Source organism: Paenibacillus sp. J31P190 (assembly GCF_059692075.1).
On record NZ_JCAUAS010000004.1, the window covers coordinates 68,795 to 91,020 of the forward strand.

A 22,226-nucleotide genomic window follows, 5' to 3' on the forward strand; every position below is an offset into this window, starting at 1 on the left:
AAAACCGTAAAAAATGACATGGAGATCATAAATTAATCTATACTAGGAATTTCATTAATTCATTATAATGATTGTTGAAAGCGTTTTCCGAATGAACGATCATACGGAGGAAGGGGTTGGATTTGGAAAGAAGTTGAGCCTGCTGTTTAAAGGTAGTTATTCACGAAAATAAAGGAGGCTTTTAGATGTTCTTCTTCGAAATGTCTAAGCAGCAAGTTTTTAAAAGGGGATTAAGCTTAGTTCTTTCGTTTGCCCTAATACTTTCGCTGATCAGCCTATCCGGTTTTCCGACATCATCGGTTCATGCAGCGACAGGAGATGGCTTAGGTTTATTGGAAATAGAAGTGAACAAGCCGGTAAACGCAGTCGTTGATCTGAATCAAGCAACCATTCATATATCATTGCCCTACGGCACCTTATACCAAATGTTGAATGTAAGGACAAACCCGGGCGTTACCTCGACGCTATTCAGAAGTAACAAATTAACCACCATCTCTTTTACTGTCAGCGGCATTAACAAAGGAGATGCCAAGATGGACCAATTTTCAACCAGCGGAACCACTTTATATTATCTGGTGGTAACCGACAAGAATAACAGTATGAACAGCCGAACCTATACCATAACTGTTAATGTAGATATGACTTTGCCTCCTATAACAGGGATGGGAGCCAATGACAAGTATTTGCCTCTCAATATTCGAGGGGGAGAATATGTATGGGATGTTTTGGGCGCATCCAAAATCGGCAATGGCAGTACTACGGGTTCTATTGAAGGCCCGAACACCCCCTCATCTTACAGTGGGAAAACATGGTCGCAATCAGTCTATGACCGCTCTGGGGACTACCCGGTGGCTTCGACAGTTCATGAAGCATGGCTGGGGGATAACATGTATTTGCAAACTATAGGCAGAAATGATACGAATTCACTTACAAAATACGGGATCGCAAATATGCCAGGAACCGACAAACTAGGCTCCGACATTTTGCGTTATCACGAATTTATGCCTTTTGTTGCCCCGGATGGCGTAAGCCGGGACGACGGCGATCGTGGCGAAGTGGGCAGCGATCGTCAGAGGCTGGAGATTAAAAGCAACACCAACGCTGCAAGTAGCGATGCAAACAGTAAGGGCGGCGACATTGTGACCCACCACTGGAGGCTTATGCTCCCATCGGAAACTTTAAGGTTTCAGAAGGATGTCGGCGATCACCATGCCGGAGATTTTATTGCTCCCCATAGGTTTTGGCACATCTTCCAACTGAAAGAAATAGCTGGAAACGCAGCAGGACAGCCAGTGGCCACCCTTTCTCTGGTATCAAGCGAAGGCAAAGGGCAACTAGAATTCAGGAACAATCCTGATGGCGGCTATGCAGACAGAATAAAGCCGTTATTCACGATTCCATTTGAACAGGTCGTTGACCGCTGGCTCGATTTTGATGTTACGATTTTAACAGCCGATAACGGTTATATTTACGGTAAGCTTATCGATTTGGAAACAGGTAAGGTGCTTTTTGAAGGCGGTATGACAGCCGAAACCTACAGACGCCCTGAAGTGGAAAACCCGATTACCGGCAGAAACGAAAGAGGCGACCTGCCTGTTGAATCGGGCCAGCAAAACCGTTCCAAATGGGGTCTTTACCGGGGCATGTATAATGGTGCAGGAGATGCGGCCTATGCAGATGAATTCCAATCCGCAACCATGTATCTCTCCGATACATACTTGATCAAGAGGGATAAAGACAGCTATATTTTCCATGATGGATGGAATCCCAAAGATCAACCTAAGGATATTGTAGCGTGGTCAAGGACGAAAGAAATTACAGCTTCCAAAGGTACAGCGTTTGGAAGTTTAAGCTTGCCTTCACAGCTGGATGTAACCTTGAGTACGGGGTTGACAGAAAAGGTGAACGTTACATGGAGCTCCGCAGGTTATAAACCCGATGACATGGGCACTTACAGGATTTATGGCGGATTTAACGCTACTACGAGCTTGACGAACACCAAAAACATTAAGCCATATATCGATGTTACCCTGTGGGATCTGACTCCACCGATTACGAAGGCTCAGATGGATCCGATGCCGCAGAACGGCTGGCTAAACAAGGAGGCGTCCGTCACGCTTTCGGTTTATGACGATCTCTCAGGTGTAGCGAAAACGGAATACAGGCTGGGGGATCAAGCAAATTGGCAAACCTATGCCGGACCGATCACCTTTACGAATGACGGCGTAAGCCGGCTGGAGTACCGTTCTATCGACGTCGTAGGCAACATCGAGCAAACGAAGGAGCTCATCGTCCAGATTGACAAATCGAAGCCGGTTTTTGTGCTGACGGCAGACGGGAAACCGCTTGCGGAAGGTGCAGTTTTCTCAGATGATCGCCCGATTGCACTTCTTCTTAACGCGAACGATGCACTATCCGGTTTATCGACCCAGGAACTCACCCTGAACGGAATGCGGCTAACGAACGGCGCTTCCGTTGATTTGGCCGGTAAGCTTGGCCTTCATACCCTGAGGATCGTCATCACCGACCAGGCCGGCAATACGACGGATGAGTCTGTCGACTTAACAATAACCGCCACCCCCGAAGGAGTATCCAAATTGATGGACCGATATGTCGAAGCCGGTGAATTGAAGAGTCCGTTGGTTGAACAATTGCGCAACAGTTTGAACCAGGCTTTGCATCAATTGGACAAAGCCGATAAGGACAATGCGGCCAAACATATGCAGGACTTCTTGAAGCACCTGAATAACGAGCCGCAGGCGAATAATGTCTCCGAAGCCGTGAGGTTCGTCCTCGGAATAGACGCCAATGCTTTGATCACAGAATGGTCCGCGAAGTAAATAATACAGCATCGTGCAGCACATAAACAAAAGCATCCGGCCCGGATTGGCGGATGCTTTTGCTCTCTGGACTTAGAACGGCTGCCATTGAGGCAGCCACTTTTTAATTGGACCATACATGTGCAAAAGAAAGAAAACATTAATTAGAGTGGGAGGAATCCAATGTTTAACGTGTTGATCGTGGACGACGAAAAATTTGAACGTGACGGGATCAAATTTCTGCTCTCCAAATACAACTTTAACGTTAGCGTTACCGAAGCGCAAAATGGTAAAGAGGCGCTTGATTATCTTCTTCACCATGAAGTGGATGTAATGATTACGGATATTAGAATGCCGATCATGGATGGAATAAGCTTGGTGAAGTCGCTTAGAAAGCATAACGAATCGTTGAAAATCGTCATTTCCAGCGCATACGGCGAATTCGAATATGCCAAGAAAGCCATCGAGCTTGGCGTGGAACATTATATATTAAAACCAGTTGACATCGAAGAGTTTATAGACGTCATTCGAAAAGTGTTCAGCTCGTGCGAAGCCGGAAGAATAGAGAAAGAAAGAAGAGAGAAGCTGTTGGCTGGTTATCATCGAAGCATCAAATACGAGAAGGAACAAATCATGCTGGATCTCATCCATGGGGCAAGCGTCGATGTGCCGATGAAGACAAGAATGCGGCAATCCGATTTCGATTACCCATATAACTGTTTCCAATTGATCTTGATCCAAGTGAACTTCAAAATATTTGATTTGGTAGCCTATCGGCTGGAGAATGATTTGCGCATGATGATTCAAACGCCATATGACCATGTCAATTTGAATGAATATCAAAGTGTGATCTTGTTAAAATCACACCATGTGCTCACACATTCCGAATTGCTGGAGATTGGCAGCCGGATGCAGCAGTTTTTTACTACTAATGACCTGACCGCCGCGTGGATCGTATTCGGCAGATCGGTTAACAAAATCGAGGATCTTCATGATGCATATGCGGATATGGAGACGATGCTTGACTACCATCTCTTCGGTCATGGAGAAGGCGGTTTATTGTTCGTGGATCAGTTCTATGTGAAGGAAGAGCAGCCTTCCTCGATCATGAACCGGGATTTGGAGGAGATAAAGGACTTGATTCGATTTCGAAACCTCAAAGAAGGAAAGCGGCGTATCTCCTTGTTCTTTGACGAGCTTCAGGAAAGCAATCATTTCTCTAGTATTTACGTCAAGCATTTGTGTGTGGAGATTATAAAAGAAATTTGCGCAAATTACCCCATTCATGCTCATAAATTTCAAAGTGTCATTCGAGACGTGTATTTAATTCGTACGCCTGCTGACATCAAGAAGATTATTTACGCTTTGCTCGATAATGAAGATTCCGATACGACCAGCGACAATATCGACCAGAATCGTAAAGTGATCCAGGAAGTTATTGACCTTATCGCCAAACAGTACAATCAGGATATTAGCTTGGACACGATCGCTGCAGGCGTTCATTTGTCCCCAAGCTATTTAAGTCATTTATTTAAGAAAGAAACAGGCGAAAATATGGTCAAATATATTACAAGCATAAGACTTAAGGAAGCCAGCCATTACTTGAGGAGTACGAATATGAAGATCGTTGACATCAGTAAAGAAGTGGGGTTCTCCAATTTGCCTTACTTCTGCACCTTATTCAAGAACTATTACGGTCTTACCCCTGCAAAGTATAGGGAGAAAGTAGAATGAAGCGGGCCCACCGGATTCATGCATTTCAATTCGCTTCTATTAGGCAAAAACTGTTCTTCTCTTATATATTACTAATTGTGATCCCGATTGTGGTATTGGGCTTGTATTCTTATTATCAGTCTAAGTTATTGCTCCAAAAACAGGCGCTACAGGGAATACAAGAGACGATTCGAACGATTTCTGACAATATGGACTATAAGGCGGATCAATATAACCGGATTATGGATTCCATTGTGTACAATACTGGCATCCTCAAAATATTTAATAACGATTATACGGACGTATCCAATTTATCTTATGATTTAAGAAGCTACCTAGATCCTACGTTCAACATGATTAAGGGAATGAACAAGGAGATTATTCAGCTTACCGTTTACACGCAAAATAAACTGCCAGAATACGGTGATTTCATTCAAAACAGCAGCCGTGTATCGGAAACGAATTGGTACCGGAGCGCTTCGGTTAACGTTAATACGGAATGGTATTGGGAAGATGGAAACTTGATTGTAGCCAGGAAAATACCGGACATATTCCAGCTCCGAAATCCCAGTACAGTCTCTATGAATCTTACCTATAGCAAAATGTTCGAAGGTGTGCAGGGCAAAGAAATGAACAATTTCGGTATCGTCGTAAGAGATAAGAATGCAAATGTCGTTTACAGCAATTCCGCCTACCTCAAACAACGCCCCCTTTTTGAGGCTATGGGCAAATCCTCCAAGATCGGAAATCAAGAATACTTCATGATCGAAGAGCAAATTCAGCACCCGAACTGGACGTTATCGTATTTTATTCCGCTTCATGAGGTATCTATCAATGCAACGAGCATCATTAAAGCGACTGTCATTATCGTACTCGTATGTTTTTCAATCCTGCTGCTGATGATTTGGATATTTTCCAACATGTTTACCATACCGATCAAACGGTTGATCCATAAAATGAAACTGATCGAAAACGGGAATTTGGATATCGTCGTCTCTTCCAATTCAATAGACGAATTCGGCATACTGACCAACCGATTCGGACAAATGCTGCAAAAAATAAATGAGTTGATTCTGGTTGGTTATCAGAACAAGATTGATCGACAGAAAGCGGAATTTAAGGCTCTCCAATCCCAAATTAACCCTCATTTCCTTTATAATACACTGTCTGCGATTAAGTGGAAGTCCGTTCAGGCTGGACAGGAGGAGATCAGCAAAATCGTCACCTCGCTCTCCAAATTTTATCGAACGGCGTTGAACAAAGGGGACACTATCATTTCCGTACGTGAAGAAGTTGTCAATATGAGATCCTATGTGGAGATCATGCTCATAATGAGAGAAAGCAGCTTCGACGTTCATTACGATTTTGAAGAAGACATATTTCGTTATGTGACCATTAGCTTGATTTTGCAGCCCATCGTGGAAAATTGTATCGAGCACGGGATTGCGGGCAAAACGGACGGGCGGGGAATGATCACGGTAACAGGACGAAGCTTTGACGGGTATATCGAGATCACGGTAGAGGATAACGGAGTCGGCATGACGGAGGAGAAAGTTCAAGAGGTGTTGTCTCGGGAATCCCGAGGCTACGGGTTGAAAAATGTAAATGACCGGATGAAGCTGTTTTTCGGAGAGGAGTATGGGATCTCGATTGAAAGCGGCCTGGGGAAAGGAACTGTAATGTCCGTTCGCTTTCCGAAAGGAGAGGAGCCAGGATAATGTTCGAAATTTATTGAAGCATATCTAAAGAATCTGAAATTGTCGGCGTGAACGGAAACTTCTACAATAAATACAAGGAGGTGGACGTTCTGGACAGCAGAATGAGGAGCTTCAAGAAGTATAAGGTGCTGTATGTGATGATGCTGCCCGCGATAGCTTATTACATCCTTTTCCATTATGTTCCGATGTATGGTGCTGTGCTGGCCTTTAAGGATTTTCAGCTTATGAAGGGGATATGGAATAGTCCTTGGGTTGGCATGCACCATTTTATGTATGCGTTTTCAGATCCGGTATTTTTGCAAGTGCTGAAAAATACGATCATCATCAGCTTTTACAAATTAATATTCGGCTTCCCTGTTCCGGTCGTGTTTGCCCTGCTGTTGAATGAAGTAGCCAGTGCAAAGTTCAAAAAATTAGCTCAAACGATATCTTATTTACCGCACTTTATTTCGTGGGTGGTGATGGCGGGGATTTTCATGAGTATCCTCTCGATCGACGGTCTCGTTAATTCCGTTATCAAGCTATTAGGGATGGATCCTGTCTTGTTTATGGGAAATGAACAGTATTTCCGGCTCATTCTTGTATTGACGGAAATTTATAAAAGCTTCGGCTGGGGAGCGATCGTTTATTTCGCCGCCATTTCGGGCATTAACGGTGAATTATATGAAGCGGCCATTATCGACGGCGCAGGCAGATTCAAAAGGGTTATTTACATAACGATCCCCATGCTCGCTCCAGTCATGGCCATCTTGTTAATTTTGTCGATGGCGGGCATTCTGGATGCCGGGTTCGATCAAATTTTCAATATGTATAGCGTTAACGTATACCGGGTATCGGACATTATCGATACGTATGTGTACAGAAAAGGCATGGTCGAGATGAAGTACAGCTATGCAACAGCGGTTGGTTTATTTAAATCAGTCGTTGCCTTGATCATGATCGTAACGGTTAACCAGGTCATCAAGACGATGGGCGGAAAAGAGCACGCATTATGGTAAAACCGGCATCTGGCGGAGGGACTTATGAAGAAAACGAAAAGTGAACAATGGTTTGATATCCTGCTGTATGCGCTCGTATCAGGAATCCTAATGGTTACCTTGCTGCCGTTCTGGAATCAGATTGTCATCTCCTTATCTTCAGGCAAGGGAGCTTATTCATCCGGGCTGATGTTGGTGCCTCAGAATTTTTCTTTAGCTGCTTATAAGCTTGCTCTGGAATTCACAGGTTTGTGGATCGGTTATGGAAACACGCTGCTGCGGACAGTGCTCGGAGTAACCTTAAGCCTCCTATTTACTTCGATGTTGGCTTATCCTCTTTCCAAGTTGGATCTGCCGCTTAACAGAACGATCACAATGTTCATCTTGTTTACCATGATCTTTAGCGGAGGCTTAATTCCTTCCTTTCTGCTAATCAAAAATTTGGGACTCTTGGACACGATATGGGCGTTAGTGCTGCCGTCCTTGGTCGGCACGTACAACGTTCTCATTATGAGAAATTTTTTTCGGTCGTTGCCGGAAAGTCTGGAAGAGTCAGCGAAGGTAGACGGCGCGGGTTATTTTACGATTTTCTGCAGGATCACGCTCCCCTTGTCGAAGCCTGTTCTGGCAACGGTTGCGCTATGGGTAGCGGTTTATCATTGGAATGCATGGTTCGACGCCATGATTTATATTAAGGATCCTGGCAAGCAGGTACTGCAAATCGTGCTTCGTAAAATCGTGCTCGAAAACAACCTCGATTCCATGCAGGCTTTGGTCAACAGGACGGATACAACGAAGCATTTGGGCAGAGAATTGTATGCGACTATCGTGATCTTGTCCATATTGCCTATGCTGATCATTTATCCGTTCGTGCAAAAATTTTTCGTTCGGGGCATTATGCTGGGGGCTGTTAAAGGTTAACCCGTTATAGGACAAGGGAGCCTTTATCCATACATATACCATATAAAAAGGGCGTGATTCAATTGAAGAAGAAAGTGTTAGCAGGCAGTATGATGGCAGTTACGCTTGTGGTCATGACCGCATGCGCTGGTCAGGGCAATCAAAGCGCCAACGGAGATGCGGCGGCGACTGGCGTCACTGGTAAAGAAGAACGATACAAGCTTACTTTCTTGAGCTGGGCTGGTGACAAAATGGCGGAACAGCCTTATGCAGTCAAAGTGATACAGGACAAGTTTAACGTAGACATCACCATTGACCCGGAAAAGGCGGAGACGTATCAGCAGCAGCTGCTTTTAGATATCGCTTCAGGAAAGGTGCCCGATTATTGGGTGGATTTGAAAATGCCTGACTACGATAAATTTGTCGCACAGGGCATTCCGGCCGAGCTTTCAGAGGATTTCATCAAGATGAACGCTCCCAATTATTATAAGTGGCTGGTCAAAAATTTGGGCCAAGACCCATTCAAGTATCAACGCCGGGACGGCAAAATCTACTCCTTGCCGATTATTTGGACACTCGGCAGCGATGCCACTGTAGTCGGCATCCGGAACGACTGGTTGAAAAATGTAGGGATTACCAAAGTGCCGGAAACGCTCGGTGAGCTGGAAGAAGCGTTAATCAAATTCAGAAACAATGACCCCGATAAGAACGGTAAGAAAGATACGTTCGGTATGACTGCAAAAGCCGAGCTCCAGCCCGGGGTGGTACCGTTCTCGGATATATTCACTTCAATCTTCGCGGCATTCGGCGTGTACCCAGGAGCATTTACCGAAGAAAACGGAAAAATTGTTAAAGGAGAAATTCAGCCCGGGGCCAAGGATGCATTAACCATACTCAATAAATGGTATAAACAGGACCTCATTGATCTCGAGTTTGCCGTGAACAAAAAAGCGAACCTAGATGATAAAGTCATTTCCGGGAAATATGGCGTCGTCGAAAGCAACTGGTGGAACTTCCTTCCCGCAAGAGCGTTCTCCGGAGGCAAATATTTTGAGAAAATACCCGATGTAGATTGGGCACTTTTTGCCGGACCTAAAGGCCCGAATGGAGAGTACGGCGCACTCCAGAAAAATCCGGTAGGCAATTCCGGTCAACAGTTTTCCAAGAAACTGGAAAAAGATCAGGGAAAACTGAAAAAATACCTTGAGATTATGGATGCCTACAGCTTTAACACGGATGTTCGTGCCTCAGTCATCTACGGAGAGAAGGGAAAAACGTATAACGTTACGCCAGAGGGCGATTATCAATTTATTCCACCATACGACCAAGAAAGCGAACGAATCAAGTTTGGGATCGGACCGCAATATCCGTTTATGGGCAGCTTTAACGATTATGATTTCCAGACTCCATTCATGACTGACGCGAAATATAGGGACTTGAGGAAAAAAGTCGAGCATATCGGCAAAGGAAAATTTGATATTTTGGAGCCCGTCTCCAGACCTGTGTTCAACGAGAATAAAGATCGTCTCGATCAATTTGCCGTCAAAGCTTTCATCGACTTTATTACCGGGAAACGGCCAATCAGTGAGTTTGATGCGTTCGTTGCGGAATGGAAGAAAATGGGCGGCGACCAAGTGATGAAGGAAGCTGAGCAAAAATACGACGAATTGTTCAAAAAATAAAAATGGAAAGAAGGAGAGATTTTTAATGAGAACTTATCGTTTACAGCAATTGGCCGATGTTACAGAAGGACATATTTTGAAAGACATTATGCCGGGGGATTACCTCTCTTACGGCGGGCTTGCCTTCGAGAAGCCGGGCGCGCGCGCTCATACGAACGACGGCCCAGGCGGCATCGATTATCATGTGCACGAAGATTGCGAAGCTTTCCTTATTCTGCAGGGTAAAGGCGAGGTTGAAATCAATAAAGAGCACATGTACCCCGTAAAGACGGGAGATGTCGTCATCATTGAGCCAGGAGAGGACCATCATCTCATTTCAAGCGTGGAAGATCCTATTGTCGTCGTTTGGTGCCATGCCGGACCGTCCCGCAACAAAAATCAAATATAAAGAAGCGAGAGAGGATGAGCAATATGAAGGCGGTTCTGGTCGGTTTAGGAAACTTCGGTTCAGGGTGGTACAAGAAACTGAGACGTCATGCGGGCGTGCAGGCGGTATGCGTTGTTGAAGCGAACGCTCAGCTACGGGAAACGATCGATCCAGAGACCCCGTTTTATTCGTCTTTGGAGGAAGCGATCAACAGCGAGAGCCCCGATTTCGTCATTAATGTTACACCTCCTCACATTCACACTGCGATTAACGAGATTGCGTTCGCGCATGGCTTGCCTGTGCTTTGCGAGAAGCCGATTTCGAACAATATTACGGATGCGCAATATATTGTCGGCCAGGCCGAACTGAAAAACATCCCGTTCATGATTTCCGAGAATTACCGTTTCTTCGCCCCGGTGCTAAAGGCGAAGGAGCTTTTAGACAGCGGCGTTATCGGCCATTTGTCATCGGTACACATCGAATTCGACCGCTATCATGTCGTACCCGTTCCGTATTTCGGTCGGCTGGCAAACGGACTGCTGGAAGATGTTACGATTCATCATTTCGATATGATCCGTTATTTTACCGGTCAGGAAGCGGTGAAATTGTTCGCCATGAACAGCAATCCGCCCGGAAGCTGGACAGAGACGACGACGGTCCACCTTAGCGCTTGGATGGAGCTTGACGGCGGGACGGTCGTGGATTATCACGGCAGCATGATGGCCAAGGGAAAAGTGACCGAATGGTATGGCGACTGGCGTTTCGAAGGTGCAGAAGGAGCGCTTGTGATAACGAGCAACCGAGTGCAGCTTGTGAAGGATGGAAGTGCCGATGAAGTGTACACTTTCGAAGGGGTAGGAAACGTGCTGTCGATCGATGAATTTCTAACGGCTTTGAAGGAAAAGCGGGAGCCAAGACCAAACGGAAGAGATTATTTAAAGTCGCAAAGTTTGGTGCATGCTGCCGCCGTATCGTCGAGAATGGGCAAAATGCTTTCCGTGGAAGAAGCACTGAGAGAGGCTGTCTTAAAATGATGAATTTGGACGATATCAAAAAAATCAAATCTAGTATTAGACTTTCCGATTGCACAACAGCTATAGACGGAGAGGTTACTGTAGAGAAATCATGGGCGAATAATCTTTTAAGTGCTAGAGTTGTCAATCGGGCCGATCATTCACTGCAGATTAAAGAGGTCGTGCTTTTTTCGGGTGACATGCCTCTCGCCCCCGATACGCCATTTTATGGTGAAGGCTTTCAAATGCTTACTCAATACGGAGGTACACTTTCTTCGCCCTATGTGATCGGGGCTTACGGCAAAGATCGGGACTTCTTCCGAATCCCTGAAACTCCGTTTCATGAGAACTTATGGACGGTTTACAATCTGATGGTCTTGTCTCCCTCTCATGAGGAGCACTTGCTGATGGCTTTTACTTCATGCAATCGCTTTTCCGGCGAGTTTCGATTCAGAAAATCCTATATAGAAGTGATTATGGATACAGAAGATTTAGAGCTGGGGCCTGGCCAGTCGTGGGAATTGGAGACATTCATGTTTGCTTCCGGAGCGAACCGCGATTCTCTTTTTAAAGAATTGGCTGAATGCCTTAATCGGAACCACCCGCGCATGCTTTATCCTGAAATTCCTACGGGATGGTGTTCCTATTATTGTCTTCGTCCAATAACCGCTGAGGGACTTTACGAGAATGCGCGCAGCATGGTCCAGCGAATACCTGAACTGAAGCGCATTCAAATTGATGGGGGCTACGCAGCAGCCGACGGCGACTTCTTAATTCCGAGTGTCACGCTTGGAGATGACGTCAAAACGATTAGTGAAGGTATCCGAGCAACAGGGATCGAAGCTGCCGGTTACCTATCTCCCTTTATTGTAGAACCGGGTTCGAAGCTGATGCTTGAGCATCCGGAGTGGCTGGTTCAAGATCACGAAGGCAAACCGTTCAATCGCATCGGCCAGAAAAAGAAACTGCCGGAAAAGCAATGGTATATGCTGGACGGAACGCATCCAGAAGCTCAAAACTATTTGAGGTCAGCTGTCAGGGTTATGCATGATGAATGGGGATGGCGGTATTTCAAGCTGGATTTTCTGCAATACGGTGCTTTGCCAGGATGCCGTTACGACAAACAGGCAACGAGAATCGAAGCCTTTCGCAGTGGAATGAGGGCGATTATTGATGAAGTCGGGCACGACAGCTTTGTTCTAGGGTGCAATGCTCCTTTCTGGCCGCTTCTTGGCTTAGTTCACGGGAACCGGGTGACCAATGATATTGCAAGGGACTGGAAACATGTCAGCGGCAATGCGAAGGAGCTTTTTCCTCGGAACTGGCAAAACGACACCTTGTGGTATAACGACCCAGATGTCATTGTCCTCGAAAGAGTAACGTTTCGTAACCAGACGATTAGCGGTGAAGTCATTGAGAAGAAGTCGGATATTTCGAATCAAGAGTTCGAATTTCATAAAGCCGTTATCCTAGCATCCGGAGGGATGATCCTAAGCGGAGACTTAATTCCAGCTCTGTCCGAGGAAAATATTCGTGTATTGCAGAAGCTCTTGCCTCCAACTGGTAAAGCCGCCCGGTTTGACGATGATACGTATACGATTGGACGAATAAAATTGGAGGATCGTAATCTCATTTGCGTCTTCAATTTTGACGATCAGCCTAAAGATATCGAGATAAGCTTGGATGGGAGCTATCGGGTTTACGATTTTTGGACGGACGAGGAAGTAGGTATCTATACAAACGCGATGAAACTTTACAGCTTAGAATCTCATTGTGCCAAAGTATTTTATTATGAGATCGGTGTCTTTTAGTTCTGTGGAAGTACGATGTGTCATTGCATAAATACCGCCAGGGGATCTCCATAATAGGGGGAACCGCTGGCTATTTCTTCCGCTATCGCAGATCATAAAGAATAAATTGACGTATAATTTAATTTGTCTTACAATATGACTTATAAATAACTGTTTCCTTATTTTATATTATTTTTTAATGAAGGGAAGAGAACAATCTGATGCAGGATATGAAACATGAGCAACTGAATAACCGTTTTTCAGGCACGCCGATCATTACTGAAATGCAGGTCATTCCTGTGGCTGGATACGACAGCATGCTGCTTAATCTCAGCGGTGCACATGCCCCTTTCTTTACACGCAATATCATCATTCTTAAAGATAACGCAGGCCATACGGGTGTTGGTGAGGTCCCGGGCGGTGAAAAGATTCGTCAAACACTAGAGGATGCAAGGGCGCTCGTCATTGGTCAATCCGTAGGTCAATACAATAACATTCTGAACACTGTACGCAAGCTGTTTGGTGATCGAGATGCTGGAGGACGCGGTTTGCAGACCTTCGATTTACGCATCACAATTCACGCTGTTACTGCTTTGGAAGCAGCGCTGTTAGATCTTCTGGGGAAATTCCTCGGTGTTCGTGTTGCTGCGCTCCTTGGAGAAGGCCAGCAGCGTGACCGCGTAGAGATGTTAGGTTATTTGTTCTATATCGGCGACCGTAATCGGACGAAGCTTCCTTACTTGAGCGGGCAGGATAGTGAGGATGACTGGACACGATTGCGTAATGAGGAAGCGCTTACACCGAAAGCTGTCGTGAAACTGGCTGAAGCGGCCTACAAGCGATATGGCTTCAATGACTTCAAGCTGAAGGGCGGCGTGCTTCGCGGAGAAGAGGAGATCGAGGCCGTCACCGCGCTAGCTGAACGTTTTCCGCAAGCAAGAATAACGCTGGATCCTAACGGCGCATGGTCTTTGTCTGAAGCCATTCGCCTTTGCCGAGATCAACACCATGTGCTGGCGTATGCCGAGGATCCTTGCGGAGCTGAAAATGGTTATTCTGGACGTGAGGTCATGGCAGAGTTTCGCCGTGCTACCGGGTTGCCGACAGCTACGAACATGATCGCCACGGATTGGCGCCAGATGGGACACACGATTCAAATGAACGCGGTGGATATTCCACTTGCCGATCCGCACTTCTGGACGATGCAAGGCTCTGTCCGAGTAGCTCAAATGTGTCATGAATGGGGGCTGACGTGGGGATCGCATTCTAACAATCATTTTGATATTTCGCTGGCTATGTTTACCCATGTCGCTGCGGCTGCACCGGGAAAAATCACAGCTATCGATACCCATTGGATTTGGCAGGATGGACAGCGTCTGACCAAAGAGCCGTTCCAAATTGTCGGAGGCATGGTGGAAGTTCCGAACAAGCCAGGTTTGGGCATTGAGATTGATATGGTTGAAATTGAGAAAGCGCACCAGCTTTATAATGAGAAAGGGCTTGGAGCACGTGATGATGCGATGGCTATGCAGTATTTGATTCCTGGCTGGAAATTCGATCATAAACAACCTTGTCTTGTACGGTAAGCGAGAAAATCAAATGAAATAAAGGAGAGATCACAATGGACATTACTCTTATTCGCGGAGTCATACCGCCTATCGTTACACCCGTTGATGCTGATGAATGCGTGGAAGAGCAGGGACTACGAAGAGTAGTCGAGCACGTTATCGCAGGAGGGGTGCACGGTATCCTTTCTTTAGGCAGTAATGGTGAATTTTACGGATTGGATCATGAGCAGCAGGAGCGGGCAGTTCGCATTACGATTGAGCAGGTTGCGGGCCGGGTGCCGGTTTATATGGGGATTGGAGCCATCACGACTAAGGAATGCGTTCAGTTAGCCAGATTAGGTGAATCGTTAAATGCTCAGGCGATTACAATATTACCTCCCATGTTTCTTGCGCCTTCGGAAGAAGAGTTGTATCAGCATTTCCGTAAAGTAGCTGAAGCCACTGCCTTGCCAGTATTGCTTTATAACAATCCGGATCGAGTAGGGAATAATATTTCCGTTAACTTGATTGAACGGCTTGCCGATATTCCCAATATCGTCGGAGTGAAAGATAGCAGCGGCGATCTAACTTTGACTTCCGAGTATATCCGCAGAACACGGGAAAAGGGATTTAAGGTCATGGCGGGAAGGGATGTCATGATCTTAGGCTCATTGGTTTACGGTGCTGTAGGTTGTGTCGCTTCAACGGCGAATATTGTGCCGGCATTGGTCGTTGAAATTTACGAGAAGTTTATAGCCGGGGATGTATCGGGAGCTTTGGAAGCCCAGTTTAAGCTGGCTCCTCTTCGCATGGCTTCTAATCTCGCTAGTTTTCCGGTGGTGACCAAAGAAGCTATGAACCTTATCGGTCTTGAAGTGGGAGGCTCAATCTTGCCGAACACGAGCTGCTCCGAAATCAATAGAAATAAGCTCGCTGACATATTGAAGCAGATGGGAGCTCTTAAATGAAAATGAAAGTAGGATTCATCGGGTTGGGTATTATGGGTAAGCCCATGAGTAGAAACTTGTTGAAAGCGGGTTATGAGCTAGTTGTTCTCGATACAAGTAAGAGTAGTTCGGAGCTTGCAGCGGCGGGGGCCAAGACGGCCTCTACACCTAAAGCCTTGGCTGAGCTGGTGGATGTCATTATTACCATGCTGCCGAATTCACCGCAGGTGAATGAAGTAGTTTTGGGCCCAAATGGCGTCATCGAAGGGGCTAAAACAGGAACCATCGTTATCGATATGAGTTCGATCGCGCCTCTGATCAGCCAGGAAATCGCCCGGAAGCTGGCGGAAAAAGGGATAGAAATGCTTGACGCACCAGTGAGCGGGGGAGAGCCTAAGGCGATCGCGGGGACTCTTTCGGTAATGGTTGGCGGAAAGAAAGAAGTATTCGATCAATGCTATGATGTGTTAAAAGCAATGGCTGCCTCTGTCATACGTACAGGAGACATCGGAGCAGGGAATGTGACGAAGCTGGCCAATCAGATCGTGGTTGCCATTAACATTGCCGCGATGTCCGAAGCGTTCGTGCTCGCGAGCAAGGCTGGCGTTCAGCCAGAGCTCGTTTATCAGGCGATTCGCGGCGGTTTGGCCGGCAGCACTGTCTTAGATGCAAAAGCGCCGCTGGTGATGGATCGCAATTTTGATCCGGGATTCCGTATTAACCTGCACATAAAGGACTTGAGCAACGTCTTGGAAACCTCCCATGAGGTAGGCGTGCCTCTACCGCTGACGGCTGCCGTCATGGAGATGATGCAGGCTTTGAAGGTGGATGGAATGGGGGATTGCGACCACGGCAGTTTGATTCGCTACTATGAGAAAATGGCCAAGGTTGAAGTTAATAGGTAAGAATCAAAGAGTCCGAGAACCCGAAGAAAACCTCTTATCACCTATAGGGTTTTCTTTGTTAAGTATAGAATTATCAGATTTTTGTATGCAAGAAAGAGAGGAGAGAAGCACAAATGCGTATTATATTAGCACCCGATTCATATAAAGGGAGCTTATCTGCCCTTGCTGTTGCTGATGCTATGGAACGAGGGATTCGGGACGTATTCCCTGATGCTGCAGTTAGCAAGGTACCTATTGCTGATGGCGGTGAAGGTACGGTAGAAGCGCTTATGACGGCTACCAGAGGTCGAATAATCCAACAGAGAATAGTAGGACCTTTGGGTGAAGAAATCGACTCCTATTGGGGGATTCTCGGCGATGGAGAAACCGGGGTGATCGAGCTTGCGGCCGCTTCCGGATTACCATTGGTACCGAGGGAACAAAGGAACCCGCTGTTGACGACGACTTATGGGACTGGACAATTAATCAAAGCGGCTCTTGATTACGGACTGCGCAAGCTAATTATAGGTATCGGAGGCAGCGCAACTAATGACGGAGGAGCGGGAATGGCACAGGCCTTAGGAGTCAAATTCCTGGATTCGCACAACAACGAGCTACCACAGGGTGGAGTGTCTCTTGCCAAACTCGCAAGAATCGATTTATCCGATTTGGATAAACGTATTGCCGAAACGGATATTAAGGTCGCATGCGACGTTGATAATCCGCTGTGCGGGCCGTTAGGTGCATCCGCGGTTTATGGTCCGCAAAAAGGTGCCACATCCGACATGGTGGCTCAATTAGATCATGCGCTTAAGAATTATTCGGTTGTTGCCCGATTGGCAACACGCAGGGACGTTGCGCTTATTCCAGGTGCCGGCGCAGCCGGCGGTGTAGGGGCAGGACTGTTGTTTTTTACGAATGCGAAGCTGATCCCAGGCATTCAAATTGTGTTGGAAGCTGCAGATTTCGCTGAAAAGCTAAAGCAGGCGGACCTTGTCATAACCGGTGAAGGCTCCACCGACTTTCAAACCGTGCACGGTAAAGCCCCTGTTGGTGTGGCTAAGATCGCCAAACAGGCGGGCATCCCGACGATCTGCTTATCCGGCGGGTTAGGTACAGGTGCTGAGGATGTACTTCAACATGGGATCGACGGACTGATGAGTATTGTGCCCCGGCCCATGGAATTAGAGCAATGTATAGAATCGGCTGAAGAGCTTATTCAAACAGCCACAGCTAGAATATGCAGATTGATTAGCATTGGAATCAAGATGAAATAATATCATGGCTATGGGGCTGCATTGTTATTTCATCTAATTCGTCTTACAATATGATTATGCGTATTAGTCAGCTAAGAGAGAAGGGGAACTATGGTAGAACTTAAAGGAAGCGTAGAATTGGAGACTGTTAAACGAAACACGCTGCCCAAGCAAGTCGTTGACAGCATTGTTCAACTGTTGGTCAGCGGTCAGCTTAAACCTGGAGATAAACTGCCATCCGAGATGGAACTGATCGATATGTTAGGCGTGAGTCGGCCAGTTCTGCGGGAAGCGTTAAGTTCGCTCGAAGCACTTGAAGTGATTACGAGAAAAACCCGTGGAGGTACCCATTTTAATAATAAAATCGGCAGCAATCCGTTCTCAGTAATGCTGGCTTTGTCCACTGGCAACCTTCCAGCGATCATCGAAGCACGGATGGCTTTAGAATTGGGACTTGTGGCCATGGCGGCAGAAAAGATTACGAACGAGAAGTTGAAGCGATTAAAGGAAACCATAGATGAAATCGCTGGCAGTGTTGATAACAACTATGGGGAAGCGGACAAGGAATTTCATCGGATTATTGCATTGAGTGCGGACAATCCGATCATTGAAGGGATGATAGATCCTCTGCTTATCACCCATGACAAAATGGATAGACAAATTAGGGAACGTGAACGTGATGTAACGGTCCAATTCCATACAGATATCTATAATGCACTCGTTAATCGGGATCCACACGAAGCTTTTACTCATATGTACCGACATCTTAGTTATGTCCGAAATAAGCTTTTGCAGGTATATCAAAACGAATAAACGGTCCATGACGGCCCAATTAAAAAGTCTGCCCAATCTCTCGCGACTGCGATACAGAGATCAAGCAGACTTTTTTCATTCAACGCTATCCACCATTTATATGTATATACGCTTCAATTCTATAAAGGGCAGAGGTTAAGAAAGTACGATGCAACTGAAAAGAATGGTAACTGGGGTCCAATTTAACCTATAAGCTGCAATTTCACTGAGAATTTAGATGGTTCGATCAGTACTATTGCCAGTTGTAACCGCGAAACTTATGATTTGAATTGTGATCGATACACAGATGAATTCAGTCAGGGGGGAAGGCGGATGAAGGAGCAGTATGAAGCTCAGTTACAAATGAGAACCAATTACCGTTTCTTTAAAGAATCTTTGTTCATAAGGGATATTGTCAGGGATCGATGGTTGTATGTAATCTTATTACCAGGCATTTTATATTTTATCATTTTTAAATATGTTCCTATGTTTGGCTTACTCATGGCATTTGAGGACTATAAACCGCATCTAGGTTTTATGAATAGTCCCTGGGCAGGGCTGAAGCATTTCGAACGATTTTTTTCAGAGCCTCAGTTTTGGATGCTGTTCCGTAATACCATTTTGTTAGCAATTTATAATTTGGTGTTTTTCTTCCCTTTGCCTATTTTACTAGCGCTTATGTTGAATGAAGTTCGTATTGGGATATTCAAGCGCTTTGCTCAGACGTTATTGTATTTGCCTCACTTTGTTTCATGGGTAGTAGCGGTTGGTATATTCTATGTTTTATTTACAACTGAAGGTGGAGTAGTAAACGAACTGATCCAAAAAATCGGTTTCGAGAAGATTCCGTTCATGCTAAGTGAGGATTGGTTCAGACCGATGATCATCAGCCAGTCAATCTGGAAAGAAGCAGGCTGGGGAACGATTATTTTCCTCGCAGCGCTGTCCGGAGTCGATCTTCAGCTATATGAAGCGGCTCGAATGGATGGAGCTGGGCGTTGGCGCCAGTTGTGGCATATTACATTACCAGCTATTCGCAGTACGATCGTCATCTTGTTTATTCTACGCTTGGGCAGTTTTTTGGACACGGGTTTCGAGCACATCTTTCTGATGCTAAACTCCATGAACCGAGAAGTCGGGGAAGTGTTTGATACTTTTGTATATATGAAAGGCTTGACGCAAGGTCAATACAGCTATAGTGCCGCGGTCGGGATGTTTAAATCCCTGGTAGGGCTTGTCCTAGTACTCGGGTCCAATTGGATAGCGAAGAAATTCGGCGAAGAAGGCGTATATTAAAAAGCGTCAGGAGGCTGTCATTATGCTGGCAGAGGATAAGAATTGGAGCAATCGGTTGTTTAATACGGTAAACTATTCGTTATTGACCCTTGTATCCCTAATCACAATCATTCCCTTCGTATATATCGTTTCAATGTCTTTTGCTTCCCCAGGGGAGGTGGCTAAAGGCGGGCTGCTCTTATTTCCTTCGAAGTTTACCTTGGGGGCATATAAATACATCTTTTCAACCGATACGATGGTTCGGAGTATTCTTATCTCGATTTATATTACAGTGTTCGGAACGTTGATCAACCTGCTGTTGACCTCTTTTACCGCTTACCCGTTGGCTAAAGCGACCTTACGAGGGCGAAGGACGATACTTCTCATGATTTTAATTACGATGCTGTTCAGCGGAGGTTTGATCCCGACCTACTTTGTAGTCAAGGCCTTTGGTATGATCAACACGTACTGGTCCCTGATGATTCCGACTGCTATAAGCGCATTTAATTTAATCGTGCTTAAGAACTTTTTTCAGCAAATTCCCGACAGCTTGGTAGATTCGGCGAAGATCGATGGCTGTAATGATGTAGGGATATTGTTCCGTATCATTTTGCCTTTATCAATGCCTGCGATGGCTACCTTCGGACTTTTCTATGCCGTAGGACATTGGAATACATTCTTTAATGCGGTGATGTATATTAACGATGCGGAGAAATTTCCAGTCCAGGTTATTTTGAGACAAATTGTTTTGTTATCTCAGGATCAAATCGGGAATACCGCATCACAGCAAGATCCAACCGACTTTTTACCGCAGACTATTCGAATGGCTTCCATTGTAGTTGCTACCGTCCCGATTGTGCTCGTCTACCCGTTCTTACAGAAGCATTTTGCCAAGGGTGTGCTATTAGGATCGGTAAAAGGATAACTCTATTTCTAAGAGTATCAATTTACATATACAAACATTCAGGAGGGGTTATGTATGGGAAGTAAGCGCTTTATTACTGTGGTATCATTGCTAACGACTGTAAGTGCTTTAGCGGGGTGCGCAGGCGAGAAAAGTTCACCAATTGCACAGCAGGATAATACGCCGTTGGTAGTTACTATCGCTACACCTCAAATCGGAGAAGCTCCGAAAAAAGGCAGTGAAGTGGAGCAGGCTATCGAGAAATACACGAATTCAAAAATCGATATACAATGGATTCCATCCGCTGCTTTCGAAGATAAGAAAAACATCATGATTGCCTCTAATGAAATGCCCAAAGCATTTAAAATTACATCAAACGCCACTACGCTTAGCGCGATCCAATCCGGCTTGTTTTGGGAAATCGGCCCTTTGTTGAAGGATTATAAGAACTTATCAGGTGTCAACGCACTGTATTATGAAAATTTAAAGGTTGATGGCAAGTTATATAGCTTGCCTTTGTACAGGGACATTGGCCGTGCCGGTATCACATACCGGAAGGATTGGTTTGATGAACTTGGCCTAAAGACGCCGGTAGCCTTAGATGACTGGTATAACCTCATGAAGACCATCGCGGAGAAGGATCCTGATAAGAATGGTCAGAACGATTCGTATGGTATTTTTCTTGATAAGTCCTATAACGACCCGGTTGCCAGCAGCTCCTTTCTGACCCGACTCGCCGTTTCTCAGGGAGCGCCGAATAAATGGGGTATAGAAGGTGGTAAGGTAACAGCTGAATTTATGACCAAACCATATTTCGAGTCCATGAAGCTGCTTCGCAAACTATATCAGGAAAAATTAATCAATCAGGACTTTTCCGTTGTACAAACAGCTGATGCCGATAATAAATGGAATGCAGGCAAGGTGGGGATTCGGGTTAATACCGTTGCCTCGGCAGCTGCGACCTCGCAAGACAATCTAAAAAAAGCTGTACCTAATGGTGTAGTTGATATCGCACCTTATATGGGACCGTCAGGCAATCGTGTACCGGCTGAGCCCGGCAATAACGGCTTCTTCGTCTTCCCGAAATCGAGTGTCAAGTCAGAAGCGGAATTAAAGCGACTGCTGGGCTTCTTCGATAAACTGCTGGAGCCAGAGATGTCGACACTTTTAACCAGAGGGATTGAAGGCAAACATTTTACGAAGACGGCTGACGGAAAAGCGGAGTTTAAAGACTTGACCCAATTTAATCTCGAAGTTAAGCCTTATCGTGACAGTCTGCCTTCATTTGAGGTGACCGGAACGGGTCTGCCTCTGAAATTATCAGATTTGCAGGCGAAGGGTTGGAAGGTCATTGCTGACAACCTGAAGAATGTGGTGCCCAATGTGGCGTTAACAATGAACTCCAAGACGTATTCTGAAAAAGGCGGAGAATTAGATACATTAATCCGTGATGCCCAAACCAAATTTATTATGGCGAAAATTGATGAGGCTGGTTGGCAAGCAGAAGTGGATAAATGGAGAAAAGCCGGCGGTGATAAGGTGATTGAAGAATATACGGCCGAGTATGCGAAGCAGAAGAAGTAAGACACTCTAATTCTAGTAGTTGTATGCATAGGCATCGTAGATTCCTCTGATATAATGG

General features: G+C 45.6%; 17 protein-coding genes. All 17 read left to right on the plus strand.

Annotated features, from left to right (window positions below):
• Positions 1 to 185: 185 nt before the first annotated feature.
• The 17 genes from AC58U0_RS10220 (at position 186) to AC58U0_RS10300 (ending at position 22,168) form a co-directional block, all read left to right on the plus strand.
• Positions 186 to 2,840 (plus strand): OmpL47-type beta-barrel domain-containing protein, encoded by a 2,655-nt coding sequence (locus AC58U0_RS10220; RefSeq protein ID WP_497378899.1) that lies wholly within the window; start codon positions 186 to 188, stop codon positions 2,838 to 2,840.
• Positions 2,841 to 3,002: 162 nt separating this feature from the next.
• Entirely contained in the window at positions 3,003 to 4,553 is a 1,551-nt protein-coding gene (locus tag AC58U0_RS10225; protein ID WP_497378900.1) for a response regulator, read from the plus strand.
• Positions 4,550 to 6,250, plus strand: coding sequence for a sensor histidine kinase (locus tag AC58U0_RS10230; protein ID WP_497378901.1), 1,701 nt, complete (start codon positions 4,550 to 4,552; stop codon positions 6,248 to 6,250). The genes AC58U0_RS10225 and AC58U0_RS10230 overlap by 4 nt, the downstream gene beginning before the upstream one ends.
• Positions 6,251 to 6,351: 101 nt before the next feature.
• Positions 6,352 to 7,248 (plus strand): ABC transporter permease, encoded by an 897-nt coding sequence (locus AC58U0_RS10235; protein ID WP_497378902.1) that lies wholly within the window; start codon positions 6,352 to 6,354, stop codon positions 7,246 to 7,248.
• Between the two features lie 24 nt (positions 7,249 to 7,272).
• Positions 7,273 to 8,148: a carbohydrate ABC transporter permease gene (locus AC58U0_RS10240; RefSeq protein ID WP_497378903.1), complete on the plus strand. Its 876-nt coding sequence runs from the start codon at positions 7,273 to 7,275 to the stop codon at positions 8,146 to 8,148.
• Between the two features lie 62 nt (positions 8,149 to 8,210).
• Positions 8,211 to 9,809 carry an extracellular solute-binding protein gene (locus tag AC58U0_RS10245; RefSeq protein WP_497378904.1) on the plus strand — a complete coding sequence of 533 codons (1,599 nt, stop codon included), beginning with the start codon at positions 8,211 to 8,213 and terminating at the stop codon, positions 9,807 to 9,809.
• A gap of 25 nt (positions 9,810 to 9,834) precedes the next feature.
• Positions 9,835 to 10,197, plus strand: coding sequence for a cupin domain-containing protein (locus AC58U0_RS10250; RefSeq protein ID WP_497378905.1), 363 nt, complete (start codon positions 9,835 to 9,837; stop codon positions 10,195 to 10,197).
• A 14-nt stretch (positions 10,198 to 10,211) separates the two neighbouring features.
• Positions 10,212 to 11,210 carry a Gfo/Idh/MocA family protein gene (locus AC58U0_RS10255; protein WP_497378906.1) on the plus strand — a complete coding sequence of 333 codons (999 nt, stop codon included), beginning with the start codon at positions 10,212 to 10,214 and terminating at the stop codon, positions 11,208 to 11,210.
• Complete coding sequence (locus tag AC58U0_RS10260) at positions 11,207 to 13,000, plus strand: glycoside hydrolase family 36 protein (protein WP_497378907.1); 1,794 nt, start codon at positions 11,207 to 11,209, stop codon at positions 12,998 to 13,000. Before AC58U0_RS10255 ends, AC58U0_RS10260 begins: the two co-directional genes overlap by 4 nt.
• A 200-nt stretch (positions 13,001 to 13,200) precedes the next feature.
• On the plus strand, positions 13,201 to 14,565 hold the full coding sequence (gene gudD, locus AC58U0_RS10265; protein WP_497378908.1) for a glucarate dehydratase: 1,365 nt from the start codon (positions 13,201 to 13,203) through the stop codon (positions 14,563 to 14,565).
• 35 nt (positions 14,566 to 14,600) lie between these two features.
• Complete coding sequence (gene dapA / locus AC58U0_RS10270; protein ID WP_497378909.1) at positions 14,601 to 15,494, plus strand: 4-hydroxy-tetrahydrodipicolinate synthase; 894 nt, start codon at positions 14,601 to 14,603, stop codon at positions 15,492 to 15,494.
• Positions 15,491 to 16,378, plus strand: coding sequence for a 2-hydroxy-3-oxopropionate reductase (garR, locus tag AC58U0_RS10275; protein WP_497378910.1), 888 nt, complete (start codon positions 15,491 to 15,493; stop codon positions 16,376 to 16,378). Before dapA ends, garR begins: the two co-directional genes overlap by 4 nt.
• Before the next feature lie 113 nt (positions 16,379 to 16,491).
• Positions 16,492 to 17,634: a glycerate kinase gene (locus AC58U0_RS10280; protein ID WP_497378911.1), complete on the plus strand. Its 1,143-nt coding sequence runs from the start codon at positions 16,492 to 16,494 to the stop codon at positions 17,632 to 17,634.
• 90 nt (positions 17,635 to 17,724) lie between these two features.
• Entirely contained in the window at positions 17,725 to 18,426 is a 702-nt protein-coding gene (locus tag AC58U0_RS10285) for a FadR/GntR family transcriptional regulator (protein WP_497378912.1), read from the plus strand.
• Positions 18,427 to 18,768: 342 nt separating this feature from the next.
• The gene (locus AC58U0_RS10290; protein ID WP_497379161.1) at positions 18,769 to 19,701 is read left to right on the plus strand and encodes an ABC transporter permease; all 933 of its coding nucleotides are present in this window, start codon (positions 18,769 to 18,771) and stop codon (positions 19,699 to 19,701) included.
• A 22-nt stretch (positions 19,702 to 19,723) separates the two neighbouring features.
• A complete protein-coding gene (locus AC58U0_RS10295; protein ID WP_497378913.1) occupies positions 19,724 to 20,605 on the plus strand; it encodes a carbohydrate ABC transporter permease in 882 nt (293 codons plus the stop codon).
• A 54-nt stretch (positions 20,606 to 20,659) separates the two neighbouring features.
• Positions 20,660 to 22,168 carry an extracellular solute-binding protein gene (locus AC58U0_RS10300; RefSeq protein WP_497378914.1) on the plus strand — a complete coding sequence of 503 codons (1,509 nt, stop codon included), beginning with the start codon at positions 20,660 to 20,662 and terminating at the stop codon, positions 22,166 to 22,168.
• Positions 22,169 to 22,226 lie beyond the last annotated feature (58 nt).

Bases quoted from the DNA above. Each gene is read 5' to 3' on its own strand.
- AC58U0_RS10220 (WP_497378899.1), top strand. From the start codon at position 186: ATGTTCTTCTTCGAAATGTCTAAGCAGCAAGTTTTTAAAAGGGGATTA.
- AC58U0_RS10225 (WP_497378900.1), top strand. From the start codon at position 3,003: ATGTTTAACGTGTTGATCGTGGACGACGAAAAATTTGAACGTGACGGG.
- AC58U0_RS10230 (WP_497378901.1), top strand. From the start codon at position 4,550: ATGAAGCGGGCCCACCGGATTCATGCATTTCAATTCGCTTCTATTAGG.
- AC58U0_RS10235 (WP_497378902.1), top strand. From the start codon at position 6,352: ATGAGGAGCTTCAAGAAGTATAAGGTGCTGTATGTGATGATGCTGCCC.
- AC58U0_RS10240 (WP_497378903.1), top strand. From the start codon at position 7,273: ATGAAGAAAACGAAAAGTGAACAATGGTTTGATATCCTGCTGTATGCG.
- AC58U0_RS10250 (WP_497378905.1), top strand. From the start codon at position 9,835: ATGAGAACTTATCGTTTACAGCAATTGGCCGATGTTACAGAAGGACAT.
- AC58U0_RS10255 (WP_497378906.1), top strand. From the start codon at position 10,212: ATGAGCAATATGAAGGCGGTTCTGGTCGGTTTAGGAAACTTCGGTTCA.
- AC58U0_RS10260 (WP_497378907.1), top strand. From the start codon at position 11,207: ATGATGAATTTGGACGATATCAAAAAAATCAAATCTAGTATTAGACTT.
- gudD (WP_497378908.1), top strand. From the start codon at position 13,201: ATGCAGGATATGAAACATGAGCAACTGAATAACCGTTTTTCAGGCACG.
- dapA (WP_497378909.1), top strand. From the start codon at position 14,601: ATGGACATTACTCTTATTCGCGGAGTCATACCGCCTATCGTTACACCC.
- garR (WP_497378910.1), top strand. From the start codon at position 15,491: ATGAAAATGAAAGTAGGATTCATCGGGTTGGGTATTATGGGTAAGCCC.
- AC58U0_RS10280 (WP_497378911.1), top strand. From the start codon at position 16,492: ATGCGTATTATATTAGCACCCGATTCATATAAAGGGAGCTTATCTGCC.
- AC58U0_RS10285 (WP_497378912.1), top strand. From the start codon at position 17,725: ATGGTAGAACTTAAAGGAAGCGTAGAATTGGAGACTGTTAAACGAAAC.
- AC58U0_RS10290 (WP_497379161.1), top strand. From the start codon at position 18,769: ATGAGAACCAATTACCGTTTCTTTAAAGAATCTTTGTTCATAAGGGAT.
- AC58U0_RS10295 (WP_497378913.1), top strand. From the start codon at position 19,724: ATGCTGGCAGAGGATAAGAATTGGAGCAATCGGTTGTTTAATACGGTA.
- AC58U0_RS10300 (WP_497378914.1), top strand. From the start codon at position 20,660: ATGGGAAGTAAGCGCTTTATTACTGTGGTATCATTGCTAACGACTGTA.